Here is a 16851-nt window from a genome sequence, read left to right on the forward strand (position 1 = left end):
TGATGAAATCCGGGATTGTTACTGCGTCGGCCAAGGCAAGTTCCTCAGTTCTCGGGGCGCGGGGGGCACTCCTCTCCGACCACCGTACCGTCATAGGCCTTTTCGCCGCAATTGTTCAGAACGTGCCAGATAAAACCTTTGCCGTCCTGGGTGATGGCCACGATGCGATCAACGCCGTAATGCACATTTTTCTGGCCAATAAAGGCTTGGGCCTTGCCGGATTTCAGATCGTCAGCCAGGCCCACCGCATCATAACAGTCAAACCAGCCCGGCGCGGTCAGCGGTGTTGCCTCTTCCGCCGTCACATAAGTGGCCCGCAACTCGTCCAGCGCGATGTCGGTTTCAAAACAGGCGCGGTATCGGATCGGAGAGCTGTCTGCGTCTATGGCCTGAAACGAAGAATAAGGAATAGCAACCGGCGGCTGTGCTGCGTCAGCCAACAAGACAACATCCTCACCCGGACGGGGTTCAACATCGTAATAATACCCGTAGACCTGCAAGTAATACATGCCTGCGCCTGCAAGGGCTGCGGACAAAAGCAGGATGATCGCCAGAATTTTACCAGTCATCTTTCGATGCTTCCCTTCATGCAAGGACTTTCAAGTCTTTCAGAAATAGGCCACATTTCAACGCAGAACAGAACGACCCGAGGCGAAAAGTATGGATACCACCCTTGCCGTTGGATTTTTCGGCGCGCTTTTTGCCATCATGAATCCAGTGACGAACCTGCCGGTATTTCTGAGTGTCACGCAGAACCTGTCCGCCTCTGATCAGCGCAAAGTTGCGATCAAAACATCCCTCTACTGCCTGATCCTGGGTGGAGCGTTTGCAGCCGTGGGCAGTCAGGCGCTTGGCCTGTTTGGCATAACGGTCGATCACTTGCGGGTCGCGGGCGGTCTGGTCGTTCTGATGATCGGTTTCAACATGCTCAACGGCAACGAGAGTACGTCGCACCACGGAACCGAAGACGAGAAACAAGAATACCACACAGCTGAAACCGTCGCGTTTTACCCTCTGGCCTTTCCCATTCTTGTTGGGCCCGGAACCATTACAACTTTGATCTTGTACGCCCATCACGTGAAAAAGCCTGTCGAAGTAATTGTATTCGCAGGCGTATTCCTGGTGGTCGTCGCGCTTTTGCTGGTCACCTTCTGGAATGCAGCATGGCTGGCCGAACGCCTGTCGGGCAACGCGCGTGTGATCATGAGCCGCTTTATGGGTATGATCTTGTCGGCCATCGCGATCAGTATGATCGCGGATGGCCTCAAAGCGCTGCTGCCGGGGCTGGCCTGATTGGCCCATCAGGCTTGGAACCCGGCCGCCTCGGTCTGAACAAACGCATCCGCGCATTGCTTTGCCAGCGCCCGCACACGTCCAATGTAAGCCTGTCTTTCAGTCACCGAAATCACTCCGCGCGCATCCAGCAGGTTGAAGATGTGGCTGGCCTTGATGCATTGATCATAAGCCGGGTGCGCCATGATGATGCGCTTGCCGGTTTTAGGATCGTCATGCTCTTGCGCCAGAATGGCAGCACATTCAGCCTCGGCCTCTTCGAAATGACGCAGAAGAACCTCGGTATTGGCAACGTCAAAGTTCCAGCGTGCGTATTCCTCTTCGGTTTGCTTGAAGATGTCACCGTATGTCAGCGGGCTGGGGGATTGCGGGTCGTTGAACGGCATGTCCATCACATGGTCTACACCCAGCACATACATCGCCAGACGCTCCAGACCATAGGTCAGCTCACCCGAGACGGGTGCGCAATCATGCCCGCCGACCTGCTGGAAATAAGTGAACTGGCTGACTTCCATACCATCACACCAGACTTCCCAACCCAGACCCCAGGCACCCAGGGTGGGGCTTTCCCAGTCATCTTCGACAAATCGGATGTCATGCAGATCCATGTCGATGCCGATGGCCTCGAGGCTGCCCAGATAAAGCTCCTGCAGATCGGGCGGGCTGGGTTTGATCAGCACCTGGTACTGATAGTAATGCTGCAAACGATTTGGGTTTTCGCCATAGCGCCCATCCGTCGGGCGGCGCGACGGCTGAACATAGGCCGCGGCCCATGCTTTGGATCCCAACGCACGCAGAGTGGTCGCAGGATGGAACGTCCCTGCCCCGACCTCCATGTCATAGGGCTGCAAAATCGCACAGCCTTTCGAGGCCCAATAGGTCTGAAGCCGCAGGATAATCTCCTGAAATGAACGCGGTGCGCTGTTCGGTTCGGTCATGGCATTCCCTCTGGGCATTCTTACGCCCGGTTCCGGTCGGTTTGGCCCTTCCTATGCAAGGGGCCAAGGGGCGTCAACGGGGCTTTGCCCCATGGCTGTATCTGCGCGGCCACACCACAAATTCCCCGTACATGCGGCATGGTATTTAGCACTGGAAATCGCGTACCCTGCGCCAAAGCACAAACACTGCAAAACACGGGCAGACAATGACACGCGTATTTTCAGCAATTCTATTATTTCTTGTGGTCGGCCTGCGCGCCGCATCCGCTCAGCAAGACCCCGGCGTCTGGGTTCAAATTGAAGCCCAGCCAACCCTGCAAGAAGCGCAGGAACGGGCGCAGGCTTATGCGTCTGCGTTGCCTGATGTGAACGGTTTCAGACTGAACAGCGGGTGGTATGCAATCGTGGTCGGCCCATATGCGCGCCCGGATGCGCAACAGGTGCTGCAGGTCTATCGGTCCGAGGGTCAAATCCCCCGCGACAGTTTCATCGCCTTTTCCAGCGGACTGGGGCAACAATTCTGGCCTGTTGGGGCAAACGTGCTGAACCGTGGCACCGTCGCGGCACCGGTTGCGCCAGTTGCTCAGGCAAAAGATACGCTGACAATCGCGCCTACTCAGGACGCGGATGAAACGCGGGCACAAGCCTTGCAATCCGAACGTCTGCTGACCGCGCAGGAACGCAGAAACCTGCAAACGGCCTTGCAGGCGGCGGGGTTTTATAACTCGACCATTGACGGGGCCTTTGGTCAGGGAACGCGCCGCTCGATGGGAGATTGGCAGCGCTTTAACGGATATGAAGCAACTGGCGTTCTGACCACAGCGCAGCGCAAAGCACTGATGGACGACTATAACGCGCCGCTGACGAGTGTCGGCATGGCCCGATACAGCGATGACGCCGCCGGGATCACAATGGACTTCCCGCTGGGTGCCGTCAGCTTTGACCGGTATGAGGCCCCTTTCGTGCATTTCAACAGCGCATCCGATTTGAACGCCAAGGCACTATTGATCAGCCAGGACGGCGACAAGCGCACGCTGCGGGCCCTGTATGAGGTCATGCAGTCGCTGGAGATCGTTCCCCTGAATGGTCCGCGTGAGCTGCGCGGAGATCGCTTCACCCTTGAAGGGCGCGGAAACGGGGTTGTGTCCTTCACACAGGCGCGTCTGACCGATGGGAAGATCAAGGGGTTCACCCTGGTGTGGCCCGAGGGGGATGAAGCGCGTCGTTTGCGGGTTTTGGCAGCTATGGCGTCCAGTTTTGACACAACCGACGCGGTGCTTGACGCTGCAGCAGGTTTGAACGCAGAGCAGAGCATTGACCTTGTTTCCGGCCTTCAGATCCGCAAGCCCCGCCTGTCGCGTTCGGGTTTCTTTGCGGATGACAAGGGAACCGTCTTGACGGTTTCGGAAGCTGTTGAAAATTGCACCCGTATCACACTGGATGGCGATCAAGAGGTGCAGCTTGCCGTGGCAGACGACGAAGTAGGCGTTGCTGTTCTGCGCCCGGCCAAGGCGTTGGCGCCCATGAGCGTGGCCGCATTCAGCCCGGCCTTGCCGCGTCTTCAGTCCGACATCGCGGTGTCAGGCTTCTCGTATCAGGGCGCATTGGGCGCACCAACGCTGACATTTGGGCAAGTTGCCGATGTCCGCGGGTTGAACGGTGAAACTGGTGTCAAACGTCTGGCGCTAAGCGCACTGCCCGGTGATGCCGGTGGTCCGGTTTTTAATGACAGCGGCAATGTTGTGGGCATGTTACTGCCGCCGCCATCTGAAGGACGCAGTCTGCCTGCATCTGTCAGTCTGGCAGCCACCGGTGAGCGGCTGACAGAAATTCTGGCTCAAGCTGGCGTGTCCGGTCTGTCGGGCGAGGAAACCACACAGATTTCGCCCAATGAATTGAGCCGACGCGCAACAGGCATGACGGTTCTGGTGCACTGCTGGGAATAGACCGCAGCCACCTGCAAATTTCCAAGCGCCGCGCACCCGCGCGGCGCTTTTTTACAGAATGTCTGGCGTCACATGGATAAGCGTCGGGACCGGTGCGTCGAAGGCGGCGCGGGTGGCACTCTGCATTTCTGCCAATGTCGAAGGTGCCGCCGACAAGGCACCGAAAGCCTCAGCCAATTTGCAGAAATCCGGGTTTCGAGCAACCACAGCATTCGGTGCGATCTGACTGCGCACCATGCTGTCTTCAATCTCTTTCAGCTTGCCATTGTCCCACAGGATGATCGGCAAAGACAAACCCAACTCAACCGCAACACCCAGTTCCTGCATCGTATAATGAAACCCATAGTCCCCGGCGATAACTGCCGTTGGCTTTCCAAGTCGTGCCACTGCTCCACCGATTCCGGCAGGTAACCCGTAGCCAAGGGTGCCGAACCCCGTAGGGTGATGCCAGTGATGAGGATAGGCCATGTCCCAAACCTCTTTCGCGACATAAGCGAATTGGGTCATGTCCGAATAGATCATTGTATCAGCTGGCATGGCTTCGCGCAGCGCGTCCGCAACCGGCACAATTCCGGGCCGCTCGGCATCTACCTCGGCGCGCCAGCGGGCACGCGCAACGGCGACCTCATCGGCCGACCATCCGGTCGCGGGTTTCATGTCAGCAGTCGCGTGCCACAATGCGCGGGCAAAGCTTTGGCTGTCTGTCTGGAGCTTGATTGCGGCCCGGTGGCGATCAGATAGAACTTCGGGGTCCAGATCCACACGGATCAGCGTCGCTTTGTGTCCAAGCTCATGCCGCCACAGATCAACCTCGCCCAGCTCAGCGCCAACAGCAATCACTAGGTCCGCCGAGGCTATGACTTCGGCGCTTCTAGGGCGCGGCAGCATGGATCCGAAATCCAGCGGGTAGTTCGCGCCCGGCATCCCGCGCCCGGCGTAGGTGGTAAAGCAAGCAGCGCCCAACTGTGTCAAAATTTGCCGCCAGTCGTTGGACTTGCAGCCCCCGCCCAAAATGAACAATGGCCTGCGTGACAGGTTCAGCATCGAAACAACGGATGACACATCAGGCGGCAACGCCTTGGTGCGCAGCGCTGGCTGGTTTGGAAATGGCGCGGGCTCAGCATCTGCCTCCAACTGCGCAATTGGCACCTGAATGTGTTTGGGTCGTGGTCGCGATAGCTCGAACTCTTCAAAAGCACGTTCCACCAGCCCATAGGCTGCTGTGGCGGATTCGGCCTGTGCCGACCAATCGGCAACCGTCCCGGCAGCGACACGCTGATCGTTCATCTGATGCAACTGGCCACGCATTGCCTGCGTTTCATCAAGGCAGGAAGACAACACCAGCATCGGAACAGAGTCGCTGTAGGCCTGACCAATCGGTGTCATGATATTGCACAAACCGGGCCCGGTGATGACATAGGCAACACCCGGCTGGCCCGTGGCGCGCGCGTAGCCATCTGCCATGAACCCCGCCCCTTGCTCATGCCGCGCCAAAACATGGGTAATGCCCGCCTCTTCGATGCCGCGATACATTTCCTGATTATGGACGCCCGGAATGCCAAAGATCACATCCACGCCACGATCCTTGAGCATATGCGAAATTTGCGCGCCAAGGGGTCTTTTCATCAGTTTCTCCAGAATTGAACGGTGAAGATCGCGTAAACGGCCAGAAGTTCGAGCCGCCCAACCAGCATTCCGATCGTGAGCAGCCACTTGGCCGTATCATTGAGGCCCGCGAAATTGCCTGCGGGCCCAATCTGGCTGCCCAGACCGGGGCCGACATTGGCCAATGCGGTTGCTGCCCCGGACACGGACGTGATGAACTCCAGCCCCGTCAGCGCCAGTGCCCAGGACAACACGCCCATCGACAGAACGAAGAACATGAAAAAGCTCATGACCGAGGTCAGAACATCGCGCCCCACGGGCCGACCGTCGTAAAGCGGGACAAAAACTCCGTGAGGGGACCGGATCCGCCTGATCTGAGTTTTGATTGACGCCAGCAGCAGTTGATATCGGAAGATCTTGATCGAACATGCTGTGGATCCTGCGCAGCCGCCAATAAGCCCGATCAGGAAAAACAACATAACCGGAAAGCTGCCCCATCCCATGTAATCAACACTGGCATACCCGGTGCCCGAGATGATCGAGGTGATGTTGAACAGGGACTCGCGGAAAGCTTGTTCCCAATGGTGCGGGAAGACCGAAGTAAGAAAGATGGTCATAATCACGACCAGCACCAGAACGGTCGCGATAAAGGCACGGATCTGGCTGTCCTCCCACAAGGAAGAGGTCTGGCCATTGGCAAGCTGAACATACCGTACGAAAGGCAACGCCGCCAGAATCATAAACACCGCAGCCGCGTATTCCACCGGGCCCGAGAATGTTGCAAATGACGCGTCATAGTTGGCAAATCCACCCGTCGCGATGGTGGTCATCGAATGGACGGTGGCATCAAAAAAACTCATCCCGAATGCAGCGTAGACCAGCGCGCATACTACAGTCAGGAACACGTAGATCAGGGAAATCTGGCCTGCGATCTCTTGCGCGCGCGGAAGGATTTTCCCCATGGTTTCAAACCCTTCCGAACGGAAGATTTGCATACCACCCACCCGCAATTCCGGCAGGAACACCATCGCGACCACGATGATACCGATGCCGCCCAACCATTGCAGAATACCGCGCCACAGCAAAAGCCCCCGTGGCAGTGTATCCAGCCCGGTTATGACGGTTGAGCCTGTTGTTGTGAGGCCGGACATGGCCTCGAAATAGGCATCGACAAAGCGCAGTTCGGTTTCACCGAACAGAAACGGGATTGCACCAAATACCGGCAGCGCGACCCATACGCCGGTTGTCAGCAAAAAGGTCTGCCGAATGGTCAGTCCCTCGCCCACGCCGTTGGAACAACTCATCGCCAGAACCGACCCGGTCAGCATCGTGATGATCGCGCTTTCCAGGAACACATGCCATTCCCCCCGCCCCTCGATCATGTCGGCGAGCATAGGAAACAGCATGGTCGCCCCAAGAATGGCGACCAGCAAGCCAATCACATATCCGACCGGGCGAAGATCCATCATGACGCGCAGCGTTGGCGCGCCAACCCGACCGTGTCAAGCAGATGATCCGGGTTAAGCGTCGGATTTCGTATCTGCCCCGGGCATCGCCGGAGGTTTGGACGGTGCACGGGTTCTACGCGTCTGCGGGCTGGGCTTCTCTGCTGTCGCCTCGGGCTTTGACTGGGTGGCAGACGGTGCAGGTTTGGGTGAAGCCGCTTTGCGTGTGCGGGGCGCAGGTTTCGCGCGATTCGACACCGCTTTTTCCAACTGCGTAGCGGTTTTTGGCTGGACCGCAGGTGTCTTGGCTACAGGCGCTGCAGCCCGGGCCGGAGATTTTTTCGCCGGAGTTGCCTTAACGGTAGAAGACGATGCGGGGGTCGCCTTTCGCGCCGCAGGTTTTGCTGGCTTGGCAACGGGTGCGGCAGGTTTTTCTTCTGTTTTGGCCTGCGGGGCTGGTTTTGGCGCGGGCTTGGCCTTCACGACCGGCTCAACCTTTGCCACAGCGGCAGCGCGCGGCTTGGCGGAAAACTCAACCGGTTTTGTTTTGGGCGCAGCCGCCACAACCTTCTTTACTGGTTTTTTCGCAACCGTGGCCTTTTTGGCCGCTGGTTTTTGCACACGCGAAGCAGCAGGTTTGGCCTTAGAAGCAGCAGGTTTGGCCTTGACCGTCGGTTTTCTGACTGGCTTTTCAGCGACCGGCGCCGGAGCTGATGCGGCCGCATGCAGTGCTTGCACAGGTGCCATCGGCAATTCGAACGCTGAACGAGCTACGATTTGCATGATCTTCATTTGATTGACCACGGCATAGCCCGCCAATCGAAACGCCGCAGCCTGAAGCTCCAACGGTTGGGTAATCGGATTCATTACATGTTTCTCCTGTAAAAACGATGCAGCCCGAATTTTTTGGGTAAGGTGCCCTGCCCGCACCGATGTATCGGGCGGTGATCCAGGTCTTGCAGTCCAAGGCGTGTCACGTCTCGGTTTCCTTTCGGGGACGCACACCTTCCCGAAGGCAGGCATACGTCTGCTGCATTCCCTTCGAATATACAGGCAAAGAATGCGCAAGTGCAGCATTTTTGCTGCATTGCGGCGAAAGAACGCTTGCGGCCAGAAACTCTGATTAAATTCTAACCGCTTACACGGCGCGATTCACCCAACATGAAACAGGGTTGTGAACAACCTGGGGTCCAGGCTGGATGCCTCAAACGTTGGGCCCTCGGTCAGAATCGACACGGCGTCATGGCTGTGCAAGCTTTCTTGGTGACTGGCGACAACGCGGAAATCGCCCACATGGTGATCCGCCAACAGTTCAGCGCAGAAAAGGCGCGCAGCGTCTTCGACAAAGATGGGGTTTGCGGCGTTCAGCTCGGCAAAGGCCTGTTCGTCCTCACGTTTGACCATGACTTGCGTCTCGGTCGGAACAGCACGACGACACAGCGCAATCAGATCTTCAAACCACAGGCAATCTGCATCGCAGTCCACCACAACGGAAACCCGCGCGACCGAGCGCTGAGAATGCGGCGTTGCAAGCTGCCCGCGCATCGAACGAGCGTGTTCGCTCAGTTCCAGCGAGCACGGACATGTCGAAGAGTACACATAGTCCAGATGCATAATCTTCTGGCGCACACCGTTTTTTTCGACCAATTCCAGGGCAATGTCGTAATATTGGTAGCCTTCCAAACCCGAGCGCAGGCTCTTTACCTTGTCCGGGTAAGAAAACCGCATCTGAATCCGGGCATCGAAACTGTCCAGATCTGTCATGTAGTCATCAAGCGCCGCTTCCATGACCTCGAAGCTGAACGTACGTTCTGCATGTTTGTAAAACGACCGCATGATCCGGGACATGTTGATGCCCTTTTTTTCGGCCTCCAGACTGACAGTACCTGTGATCGAAGTCTCAAGCGTCAGGTCATCGCCCTCTTTCCGATGGAAACGGATAGGCAGGCGGAAGTTCGAAATGCCCACATGCTGGATTTGCTGCTTGGCCCCACGGATCAGGCTGGACGGGCCATTCTGCAAATCTGGCAGTGACGCGCGATACGCGGCATCGATTGCAAAATCCTCAGGATACTCGCGAGAAAGAGATGGGTAATTCACCGAAGTCAGCCCGGGCACCAACCTGGCCACAGCCGGGTCCAATTGGCTGATCTCGGATGCAGACGCCGATTGAGCCCATTGCCGAAGAACTTTAAGAGCCTCGGCGGCCTTTTCCCGATCCGGAGTTTCATCAATGTCGCGCGGGTGAACGTTCATCGGCTGCTGTTCCTCGATTGATCGTCGGACTATATACGACTGATGTTCATTTTCCAGTCTACCCAGATACGTGGCCAATAGCAGTCCGGATCGAAAAAAGCGGTGCAAAACCGTCAATTCGCAACGATTTGCGCCCTTTGATGGTGCAATCAGCAAGAAACAACGCAACAGGCAATCCGTACGAACACACAATTACGCTGCAGTTTGACGTCAAGTCACGCCCCGGCACGATAAAGACGCCAGGGGCGCGGCAGATTACTTTTGCGAGACCTCCAACGCCTGCCGGATATCGGACAGCAGGTCATCAGCGTCCTCCAGACCAACAGAGAACCGAATGAGGCCGGGTGTGATACCCAATTCGTCTTTCTGCGCGTCACTCAGCCGTTGGTGCGTCGTTGTAGCCGGGTGCGTTGCGATGGATTTGGCATCGCCCAGATTGTTGGAAATCACTGGGATCGTCATCGCATTCAGGAAAGCAAAAGCCGCATCCTTGCCACCCTTGATGTCCAGAGACAGAACCGTGCCGCCCTTGCCTCCAAGCTGCGTCTGAACCAGCGCGTTCTGCGCATGGGTTTTCAGGCCGGGATACAGGGTACGCTCAAGCGCCGGGTGCCCTTCCAGTGCCTCAGCAATCTTTTGCGCGCTTTCAGCCTGCGCATTGACCCGCAGAGCCATGGTTTCCAGACCCTTCAGCATGACCCAGGCGTTGAACGGGCTAAGCGCGCCGCCGGTGTGCTTCAGGTACGGCTCGACCGTTCCGCGGATGAAGTCACGAGTACTGATAATCACGCCGCCCAGCGCGCGGCCTTGGCCATCAATGTGCTTGGTCGCCGAATAGATTACAATATCTGCACCCTGCGCAATCGCGCGCGAAAACACCGGGGTCGAGAACACGTTGTCCACCACAACAAGGGCACCGACAGCGTGGGCCAGTTCGGCCACAGACGCGATATCGATCACCTCCAAAGTCGGGTTCGACATGGATTCGAAGAATACCGCTTTGGTGTCGGGCCGGATTGCGGCCTTCCATTGCTCAAGATCAGTGCCATCAACAAAGGTCACATCCACACCAAAGCGGGTCAGGATGTTTTCGACGATGTACAAACAGGATCCAAACAAGGCTTTGGCAGAGACGATATGATCGCCTGCCTTCAACATCGAGGTCAACGCACCGTTGACAGCGGCCATACCCGATGCCGTTGCAAAGGCGTCTTCGGCCCCTTCCAACGCTGCGATACGCTGTTCGAACATGGATACAGTTGGGTTGCCGTAACGGGCATAAATGAACTCGTCAGGTCCGCACTCCAGAAACCGGGCTTCGGCCTGTTCTGCGTTTTCGTAAACGAAGCCCTGCGTCAGGAAAATCGCCTCGCTCACCTCGTTGTATTGGCTGCGGCGGATGCCGCCATGGACGGCTTGGGTGCGTTTGTTCCAGTTCTCGCTCATCTCAATCCTTTCAGCCTCTGGCAGAGGCAAACAAAAAACCCCAGACGCGGCCAAGCGAAAGGGGTCTTTCATCCTGACCTTTTAGCGGTGTTGTTTAGCGTGGCCCGCAATCCGGTAACAAATCGCCACGTGGTCTGTGATGTTGGCCTTACGCCGCACATGCAGAGTCGTCAACCCCGACAAACCCATCGTCACAGATCTGTAATCAAAGGTTCGACGGGCCTTCCCCTGCGATGGCATCGCCCGAAGTCACAGCTTTTTGCGCTTCGCCTGCCGCAAGCCCTCTTGCCGATTGCTCAGAAACCCTCATGATCTCATCAACCTGAGGAGAGACCATGATCGATCTGTATTTCTGGCCCACGCCAAACGGCTGGAAAGTGTCCATCGCCCTGGAAGAGATGGAGCTGCCCTACAAGACTCACCTGATCAATATCGGCAAAGGCGATCAGTTCGACCCGGAGTTCCTGAAGATCGCCCCCAACAACCGGATGCCTGCCATTGTTGACCCCGACGGTCCTGATGGTGAACCCGTTTCCGTATTCGAGAGCGGTGCGATCCTGATGTATCTGGCCCGCAAGACCGGGCGGTTCTATGGCAAGACCGAGCGTGACCGGATCGCTGTTGAGGAATGGCTGATGTGGCAGATGGGCGGTGTCGGACCCATGGCCGGTCAAGCGCATCACTTTTTGAAATATGCCCCTCAACTGGACCCACCACAGGACCTGCCCTATGCAAAGGACCGCTATCGCACCGAGGTCGCCCGCCTTTACGGCGTGCTGGATCGTCGACTGGCGGATAATGAGTACGTTGCGGGCGATTTCTACTCCATCGCAGATATGTCGATCTGGGGTTGGGCCAGCCTTTGGGAAGGTCAGCAGCATGTACTGGACAACACACCCCATTTCGCCCGCTGGCTTGAAACCGTAAGCGCCCGTCCTGGCGTTCAGGCTGGTCGCGCACTACACGCCGAATTGCGTGGGGATCACAGGGACAAGCAGTCGCAAGGGGTTTTGTTCAAACGATAACCCCAATCACGGCGAGCACATGATCTTTGGGTGATGTTCATTGTTTGGCAAAAAAACATTGGCCACAGCACAATGGGTCAGCGAAACTTGAATTCCGGCTCTGCTGGGAAGCGCATTGGTTTGCCAGCCCATTGCTGACCACGCAGCGCTGTAACCTTCCTGCTTTCGATACGCATTCCGGCTGTCAGGACAAAAGCTCTCTGCCCCTGCGACTCAACTGATCGCTGGGCAACATCGGAACGGAAGTATTCCGGTTTTCTAGAGCGCCTCGACCGAAAACTCGGACCTCCACTTTGCTTCATTTCCGAAGTTTCCGACGACCGCGAAATCTCGAAACCCGTCAAGTTCAATAACTCGGAACGGTACATTTCAGCGGCTGCAAGGTGCTTGCTCTCGAAAGCGTATGCTTTCTGAGCTTCTTCAATCATTCTTGCAGAATGCACATACCCTTTTGACCGGCTGAGCACTGAAAGCTCTGCAAGACGGTCTAATATTTGATCTTCATCCAGACCGACGGTTTTTTTGAACGATCCGTGCTGTGTAACGTTTGGCATCCCGATTGACTCTGAGAAGACGTTGAGTGATGCGCGACCAAGCCCACCCCCGGGCCTCGGCTGACGCAAAAAGACATGAGCAAATACCCACCCGATGTCGGAGAGTCGACCAACTGTCGCCAAATTGGCGGAAAAGCGCCTTTTGCTCACTCTTGGTGGATGCAAACACGTCTATGTGGCCATTCCCAAAAGAGCGGAATCGGACACCAAGCTGCTGAAAAAGCGTCTGACTTGCACCCGGCGCTGAGTTTCTTCGCACATAGTCACCAGCCACCGAAAACCGACGCAATTATCACCCAGGAACTCAGAACGATCCACGTTCCGGTGATAAGCCAGAACATCCAAGGTCGAGTCGCCCGATCAATCGGCTCAACAATATCGGCGCGCCCGGATCTTAGTGCCAGCCATGTCCAGATCAGGAACAGCACGCCCCAAAACACCTGTAAATCCATGATCACGGCAAGCCATACGCAAACCAACGCGATCAGCGACTTCCAGGCCACTCCCACAGGCGTGCCGTTGGCGCTTGAATCCGATCTTTCGCCGACCGCAGCGCCGTTTGGATCCAGAGTCTGGATCATAAAATGAGCCCCTTGCCGGTCTGATACCAATACGCGGCCCTCCGGCAGGTCATTGTGGTGCTGCCCGGACCGCGCCTCGATTTGCCGTAGGGTATCGCCGACCGATTTGACGCCAAAACACGGCATCCAATAGCGAAACTTTCCACGAATATCCTCGGGCACCTCTTCGGCCCAGGCAACAACTGTTCCGTCGGGATGGCGTATATCATAGCGCGGCCATGGGCTTGCTGAGCTTTTCTCAAAGCGCCACCCGAACAGGTCCGCATAGAATGGCGCGATCAGCGCTATGTCAGGAACGTGGTGAAAGCGGCCTATGATCTTACCAGCGCCTGGGGCACCGGTCTGGATGTCAGGTCCTTCGTACATCGTAAACCCCGCGCCGGACGGGTCCCGAACCAACGCGATACGGGCCGCTTCACTGAAGGGTTGGGGCTCAACTTCGATGATGACCCCCTCGTGTGTCCGAGCTTGTTCGACCTTTGCGTCCAGATCATCAACATGGATGTAGGACATCCAAAATGATGGCATGTTCATTTTCGCCAAACGATCCGGCATCGGGAAGATTGCTGCAACCTCCTGACCGCCGATGGTGGCAAATTCATACGCCTGTTCTTTGCCAAAGGACCAATTGAAAAATTCAGCATAGTCCGTTCTGGCAGTGCGCATGTCGTAGGTGGACAGGTCCGTCCACAGAAAATGTCCGTTTGCCATCGCGCCCTCTGACCCGTTTCAATACCTATCCGAGCTATGACCGGGGCAGCGCCCTGTCCAGAGGCAGCACTATACGCAGATTGCTTTAATGCCCTTCCCCCCGCACCAGCACATCCAACATGCCCGAGATATCTTCGATCTCTTCCGCGATCACATGAGTCACCGAATGCGCCCGCTGCATCCGACCTGTCACCTTCAGCAAACGCCCTGAAATCACCGCGCGACGGAATTGTTCGTAGATTTTGCGCCACACCACCACATTCACGATCCCGGTCTCATCCTCAAGCGTCAGAAAGATCACCCCCTTGGCCGTCCCCGGCCTTTGCCGCAGGATCACCAGCCCGGCCACGGCCACCCGCGCGCCCTCGGGCGGTGCAGTTAACTGGTTTGAGGGCAAACAGGATGGCGGGCGCGGCCAGCCCTGGTTTGGCGCGACAGTGCGAACAGGAGCAACAAGCATGAGAACAAAGATAGAACAAACGCAAGGAAAGTCCAGACACGGCGCGATGAGTCGCAAATGAGGCTGGAAAGACCTAAATGCCTTGACTAAGGAAGATTCGAACATCGCAAAAGGAAGACGCACGCAATGGCAAAGATCACCTATGTCGAGCACGGCGGTACCGAACACACTGTCGAGGTCGCCAACGGACTGACCGTCATGGAAGGGGCCCGTGACAACAACATTCCCGGCATCGAAGCCGACTGCGGCGGCGCATGCGCCTGCTCGACCTGCCATGTCTATGTCCACCCCGACTGGGTAGAGAAAATCCCGGGCAAGGATGACATGGAAGAAGACATGCTGGACTTTGCCTATGAGCCCGACCCGGCCCGTTCGCGCCTGACCTGCCAGATCAAGGTCACCGATGCGCTGGACGGTCTGGTCGTTCAGATGCCTGAAAAACAGATCTGATGCATTCCAAAGCGCCGCGCACGCCCGCTCGCATTTGGCAAGACCGGGCGCGCGGCGCACTTACGTCTCTGTGCCTTTGGGTATCGACCTTAGGCACAGCAACTGGTGCCGAGCAAATTAAAGCGGCCAAGTTTACAGAACCCACTACACGCTATGCGCATGGGGTCTTGGGCGACGCTGTTGAATACGGTGCATTGGAACTCCGCGTTCAAATCACCGGCTCAAACCCAAAGACCGTGACCGTTCGTCTGACCCAAGACCGCGTCTTCGAAGATCTCGCACCACGGCTTATCGATATTGATGCTGACGGAACTCTCGAAGCGATTGTTGTCGAATCTCAGGATCAACAAGGCGCGCAACTCGCCATTTATAACGCAAGCGGCACTAAAATCGCCGCTACACCTCACATCGGCACCCACTTCCGCTGGCTCGCCCCAATTGGCGCAGCCGATCTGGACGGTGACGGCCATATCGAAATCGCCTATATCGACCGTCCGCACCTTGCCAAAACACTGCGCGTCTGGCGCTATAAAGACAACGCCCTGACCGAGATCGCTTCGATACCCGGTCTGACCAACCACAAGATCGGTGAGGATTTTATCTCAGGCGGTCTGCGCGCCTGTGGCGACCGCCCGGAGTTGATCGTGGCCAGCGCCGACTGGTCACGGATCATCAGCGTTTCTTACGACAATGGCTGGACCAAAACCGATCTCGGCCCATTCAAAGGCCCAAACAGCCTCGCCCAAGCGTTGAACTGCTGATCCGTCTCTTCATCTGGCTAAAAATACCTTGGGGGTGAGGCCGCAGGCCGAGGGGGCAAAGCCCCCTGCCCGATCAACCATCCAAAGCACGCCACCCGATATCGCGCCGGTAAAATCCTTCGGGCCATTCCACCCCAGCAACCATCTGGTACGCCCGGTCCCGCGCCTCTTGCAACGAGTCTCCGCGCGCCGTTACGTTCAACACACGCCCACCTGCGGCCTGCACCTGACCCTCAACAGCCTTGGTCCCCGCATGGAATACCATGTTGCTGCTGTCCTCGGGCAATGCGTTCAACCCTTTGATGACTGAACCCTTTTCATAGGAACCCGGATAGCCTTTGGCCGCCATCACAACCGTCATCGCGTGATCATCGGCCCAGTTCACCCGCATCTCGCCCAGCCGCCCTTCGGCTGCGGCATGCATCAAATCCATCGCCTGCGCACCAAGGCGCATCATCAGCACCTGACATTCTGGATCGCCAAAACGCACATTGTATTCCACCAGACGTGGCTGACCGCCCTTGATCATCAACCCAGCGTAAAGGACCCCCTGAAACGGCGTACCCCGGCGCTTCATCTCGGCAATGGTTGGCCGCACAATCTCTTCCATCGCACGTGCTTCAACCTCTGCACTCAACACCGGTGCGGGAGAATACGCACCCATACCGCCCGTGTTCAGCCCGGTATCGCCCTCACCAACCCGTTTGTGGTCCTGAGCCGTCCCGACTGAGAGGATGTCCTCACCATCACACAGAACAAAAAGCGAGGCTTCTTCGCCTTCCATGAACTCTTCGATGACAACTTCCGCACCAGCACCGCCAAAAGCGCCGCCGAACATGTCGTCAATTGCGTCCAGTGCGGTCTGTTCGTCCATCGCGACGATCACGCCTTTGCCTGCAGCCAGACCGTCAGCCTTCACCACAATCGGCGCGCCTTGTTTGCGGATATAGGCCTTGGCAGGCTCGGCCTCGGTGAACCGGGCATAAGCTGCGGTGGGCGCATTGGCCGCGTCGCAGATTTCCTTGGTGAAGCTTTTCGACGCTTCGAGCTTCGCCGCCTCGGCGGAGGGACCAAAAACCAGAACTCCGGCCTCGCGCAAGCGATCAGCCACGCCAGCCGCCAAAGGTGCCTCGGGCCCGACAATCACAAAATCAATCGCGTTTTCTTCGGCAAAGCTGACTACAGCCCCGCCATTTTCAATATCCAGCGCCGCACAATCCGCGATTTGAGCGATCCCGGCATTGCCCGGAGCCACGATCAGACGGTCGCATTTTGGGTTTTGCAACACCGCCCAGGCGAGACTGTGTTCGCGTCCGCCGCTGCCGAGAATGAGGATGTTCATGAATGCTCTCCGATCTGCTTGGCCTTGCCTGCGCGGCG

The 16851-nt window shown here is 57.2% G+C and carries 16 protein-coding genes and 1 riboswitch; of the genes, 6 read left to right on the plus strand and 10 right to left on the minus strand.

Annotated features, from left to right (window positions below; translation table 11 throughout):
- Positions 1-44: 44 nt before the first annotated feature.
- Positions 45-569 (minus strand): DUF6446 family protein, encoded by a 525-nt coding sequence (locus ACR3EH_RS02495; RefSeq protein ID WP_171089367.1) that lies wholly within the window; start codon positions 567-569, stop codon positions 45-47.
- Positions 570-660: 91 nt separating this feature from the next.
- On the opposite strand from ACR3EH_RS02495, the gene ACR3EH_RS02500 reads away from it, so the two are divergent.
- Positions 661-1293: a MarC family protein gene (locus ACR3EH_RS02500; protein ID WP_171182701.1), complete on the plus strand. Its 633-nt coding sequence runs from the start codon at positions 661-663 to the stop codon at positions 1291-1293.
- 8 nt (positions 1294-1301) lie between these two features.
- On the opposite strand, the gene ACR3EH_RS02505 is transcribed toward ACR3EH_RS02500, so the two are convergent.
- On the minus strand, positions 1302-2231 hold the full coding sequence (locus ACR3EH_RS02505; protein WP_171089363.1) for a glycine--tRNA ligase subunit alpha: 930 nt from the start codon (positions 2229-2231) through the stop codon (positions 1302-1304).
- A 206-nt stretch (positions 2232-2437) separates the two neighbouring features.
- Between ACR3EH_RS02505 and ACR3EH_RS02510 the strand changes: the two genes are divergently transcribed.
- Positions 2438-4177, plus strand: a complete 1740-nt coding sequence (locus ACR3EH_RS02510; protein ID WP_171675492.1) for a serine protease — start codon at positions 2438-2440, stop codon at positions 4175-4177.
- Between the two features lie 51 nt (positions 4178-4228).
- Here ACR3EH_RS02510 and ACR3EH_RS02515 read toward each other — a convergent pair whose 3' ends face one another.
- Together ACR3EH_RS02515 and ACR3EH_RS02520 are read right to left on the minus strand one after the other, a co-directional pair.
- A complete protein-coding gene (locus tag ACR3EH_RS02515; RefSeq protein ID WP_171182697.1) occupies positions 4229-5803 on the minus strand; it encodes a thiamine pyrophosphate-binding protein in 1575 nt (524 codons plus the stop codon).
- Entirely contained in the window at positions 5803-7251 is a 1449-nt protein-coding gene (locus ACR3EH_RS02520; RefSeq protein ID WP_171675490.1) for a TrkH family potassium uptake protein, read from the minus strand. Before ACR3EH_RS02520 ends, ACR3EH_RS02515 begins: the two co-directional genes overlap by 1 nt.
- A 94-nt stretch (positions 7252-7345) precedes the next feature.
- Between ACR3EH_RS02520 and ACR3EH_RS02525 the strand changes: the two genes are divergently transcribed.
- Positions 7346-8023 (plus strand): hypothetical protein, encoded by a 678-nt coding sequence (locus tag ACR3EH_RS02525; protein ID WP_171182696.1) that lies wholly within the window; start codon positions 7346-7348, stop codon positions 8021-8023.
- A gap of 356 nt (positions 8024-8379) precedes the next feature.
- On the opposite strand, the gene folE2 is transcribed toward ACR3EH_RS02525, so the two are convergent.
- Both folE2 and metZ read right to left on the minus strand, forming a co-directional pair.
- The gene (gene folE2, locus ACR3EH_RS02530; protein ID WP_171182694.1) at positions 8380-9483 is read right to left on the minus strand and encodes a GTP cyclohydrolase FolE2; all 1104 of its coding nucleotides are present in this window, start codon (positions 9481-9483) and stop codon (positions 8380-8382) included.
- 255 nt (positions 9484-9738) lie between these two features.
- Positions 9739-10929, minus strand: coding sequence for an O-succinylhomoserine sulfhydrylase (gene metZ / locus ACR3EH_RS02535; RefSeq protein WP_171646782.1), 1191 nt, complete (start codon positions 10927-10929; stop codon positions 9739-9741).
- A 61-nt stretch (positions 10930-10990) separates the two neighbouring features.
- Positions 10991-11068: riboswitch (SAM riboswitch) on the minus strand.
- A 196-nt stretch (positions 11069-11264) separates the two neighbouring features.
- On the opposite strand from metZ, the gene ACR3EH_RS02540 reads away from it, so the two are divergent.
- Positions 11265-11954: a glutathione S-transferase N-terminal domain-containing protein gene (locus tag ACR3EH_RS02540; RefSeq protein WP_171089352.1), complete on the plus strand. Its 690-nt coding sequence runs from the start codon at positions 11265-11267 to the stop codon at positions 11952-11954.
- A gap of 77 nt (positions 11955-12031) precedes the next feature.
- Here the strand turns inward: ACR3EH_RS02540 and ACR3EH_RS02545 are convergent, their stop codons facing one another.
- The 3 genes from ACR3EH_RS02545 to ACR3EH_RS02555 form a co-directional block, all read right to left on the minus strand.
- Positions 12032-12658, minus strand: a complete 627-nt coding sequence (locus ACR3EH_RS02545) for a hypothetical protein (RefSeq protein WP_171675488.1) — start codon at positions 12656-12658, stop codon at positions 12032-12034.
- A 113-nt stretch (positions 12659-12771) separates the two neighbouring features.
- Positions 12772-13800, minus strand: a complete 1029-nt coding sequence (locus tag ACR3EH_RS02550) for a VOC family protein (protein ID WP_171182686.1) — start codon at positions 13798-13800, stop codon at positions 12772-12774.
- Positions 13801-13885: 85 nt separating this feature from the next.
- Positions 13886-14260, minus strand: coding sequence for an OB-fold nucleic acid binding domain-containing protein (locus tag ACR3EH_RS02555; protein WP_171182684.1), 375 nt, complete (start codon positions 14258-14260; stop codon positions 13886-13888).
- A gap of 126 nt (positions 14261-14386) precedes the next feature.
- Between ACR3EH_RS02555 and ACR3EH_RS02560 the strand changes: the two genes are divergently transcribed.
- Positions 14387-14710, plus strand: coding sequence for a 2Fe-2S iron-sulfur cluster-binding protein (locus ACR3EH_RS02560; RefSeq protein WP_170715918.1), 324 nt, complete (start codon positions 14387-14389; stop codon positions 14708-14710).
- Positions 14710-15471 (plus strand): FG-GAP repeat domain-containing protein, encoded by a 762-nt coding sequence (locus tag ACR3EH_RS02565; RefSeq protein WP_171182683.1) that lies wholly within the window; start codon positions 14710-14712, stop codon positions 15469-15471. Before ACR3EH_RS02560 ends, ACR3EH_RS02565 begins: the two co-directional genes overlap by 1 nt.
- 73 nt (positions 15472-15544) lie before the next feature.
- Here ACR3EH_RS02565 and purD read toward each other — a convergent pair whose 3' ends face one another.
- Positions 15545-16813, minus strand: coding sequence for a phosphoribosylamine--glycine ligase (gene purD / locus ACR3EH_RS02570; RefSeq protein WP_171182681.1), 1269 nt, complete (start codon positions 16811-16813; stop codon positions 15545-15547).
- Positions 16814-16851: the final 38 nt, after the last annotated feature.

The sequence above is a fragment of the Ruegeria sp. BG7 genome (assembly GCF_056535685.1).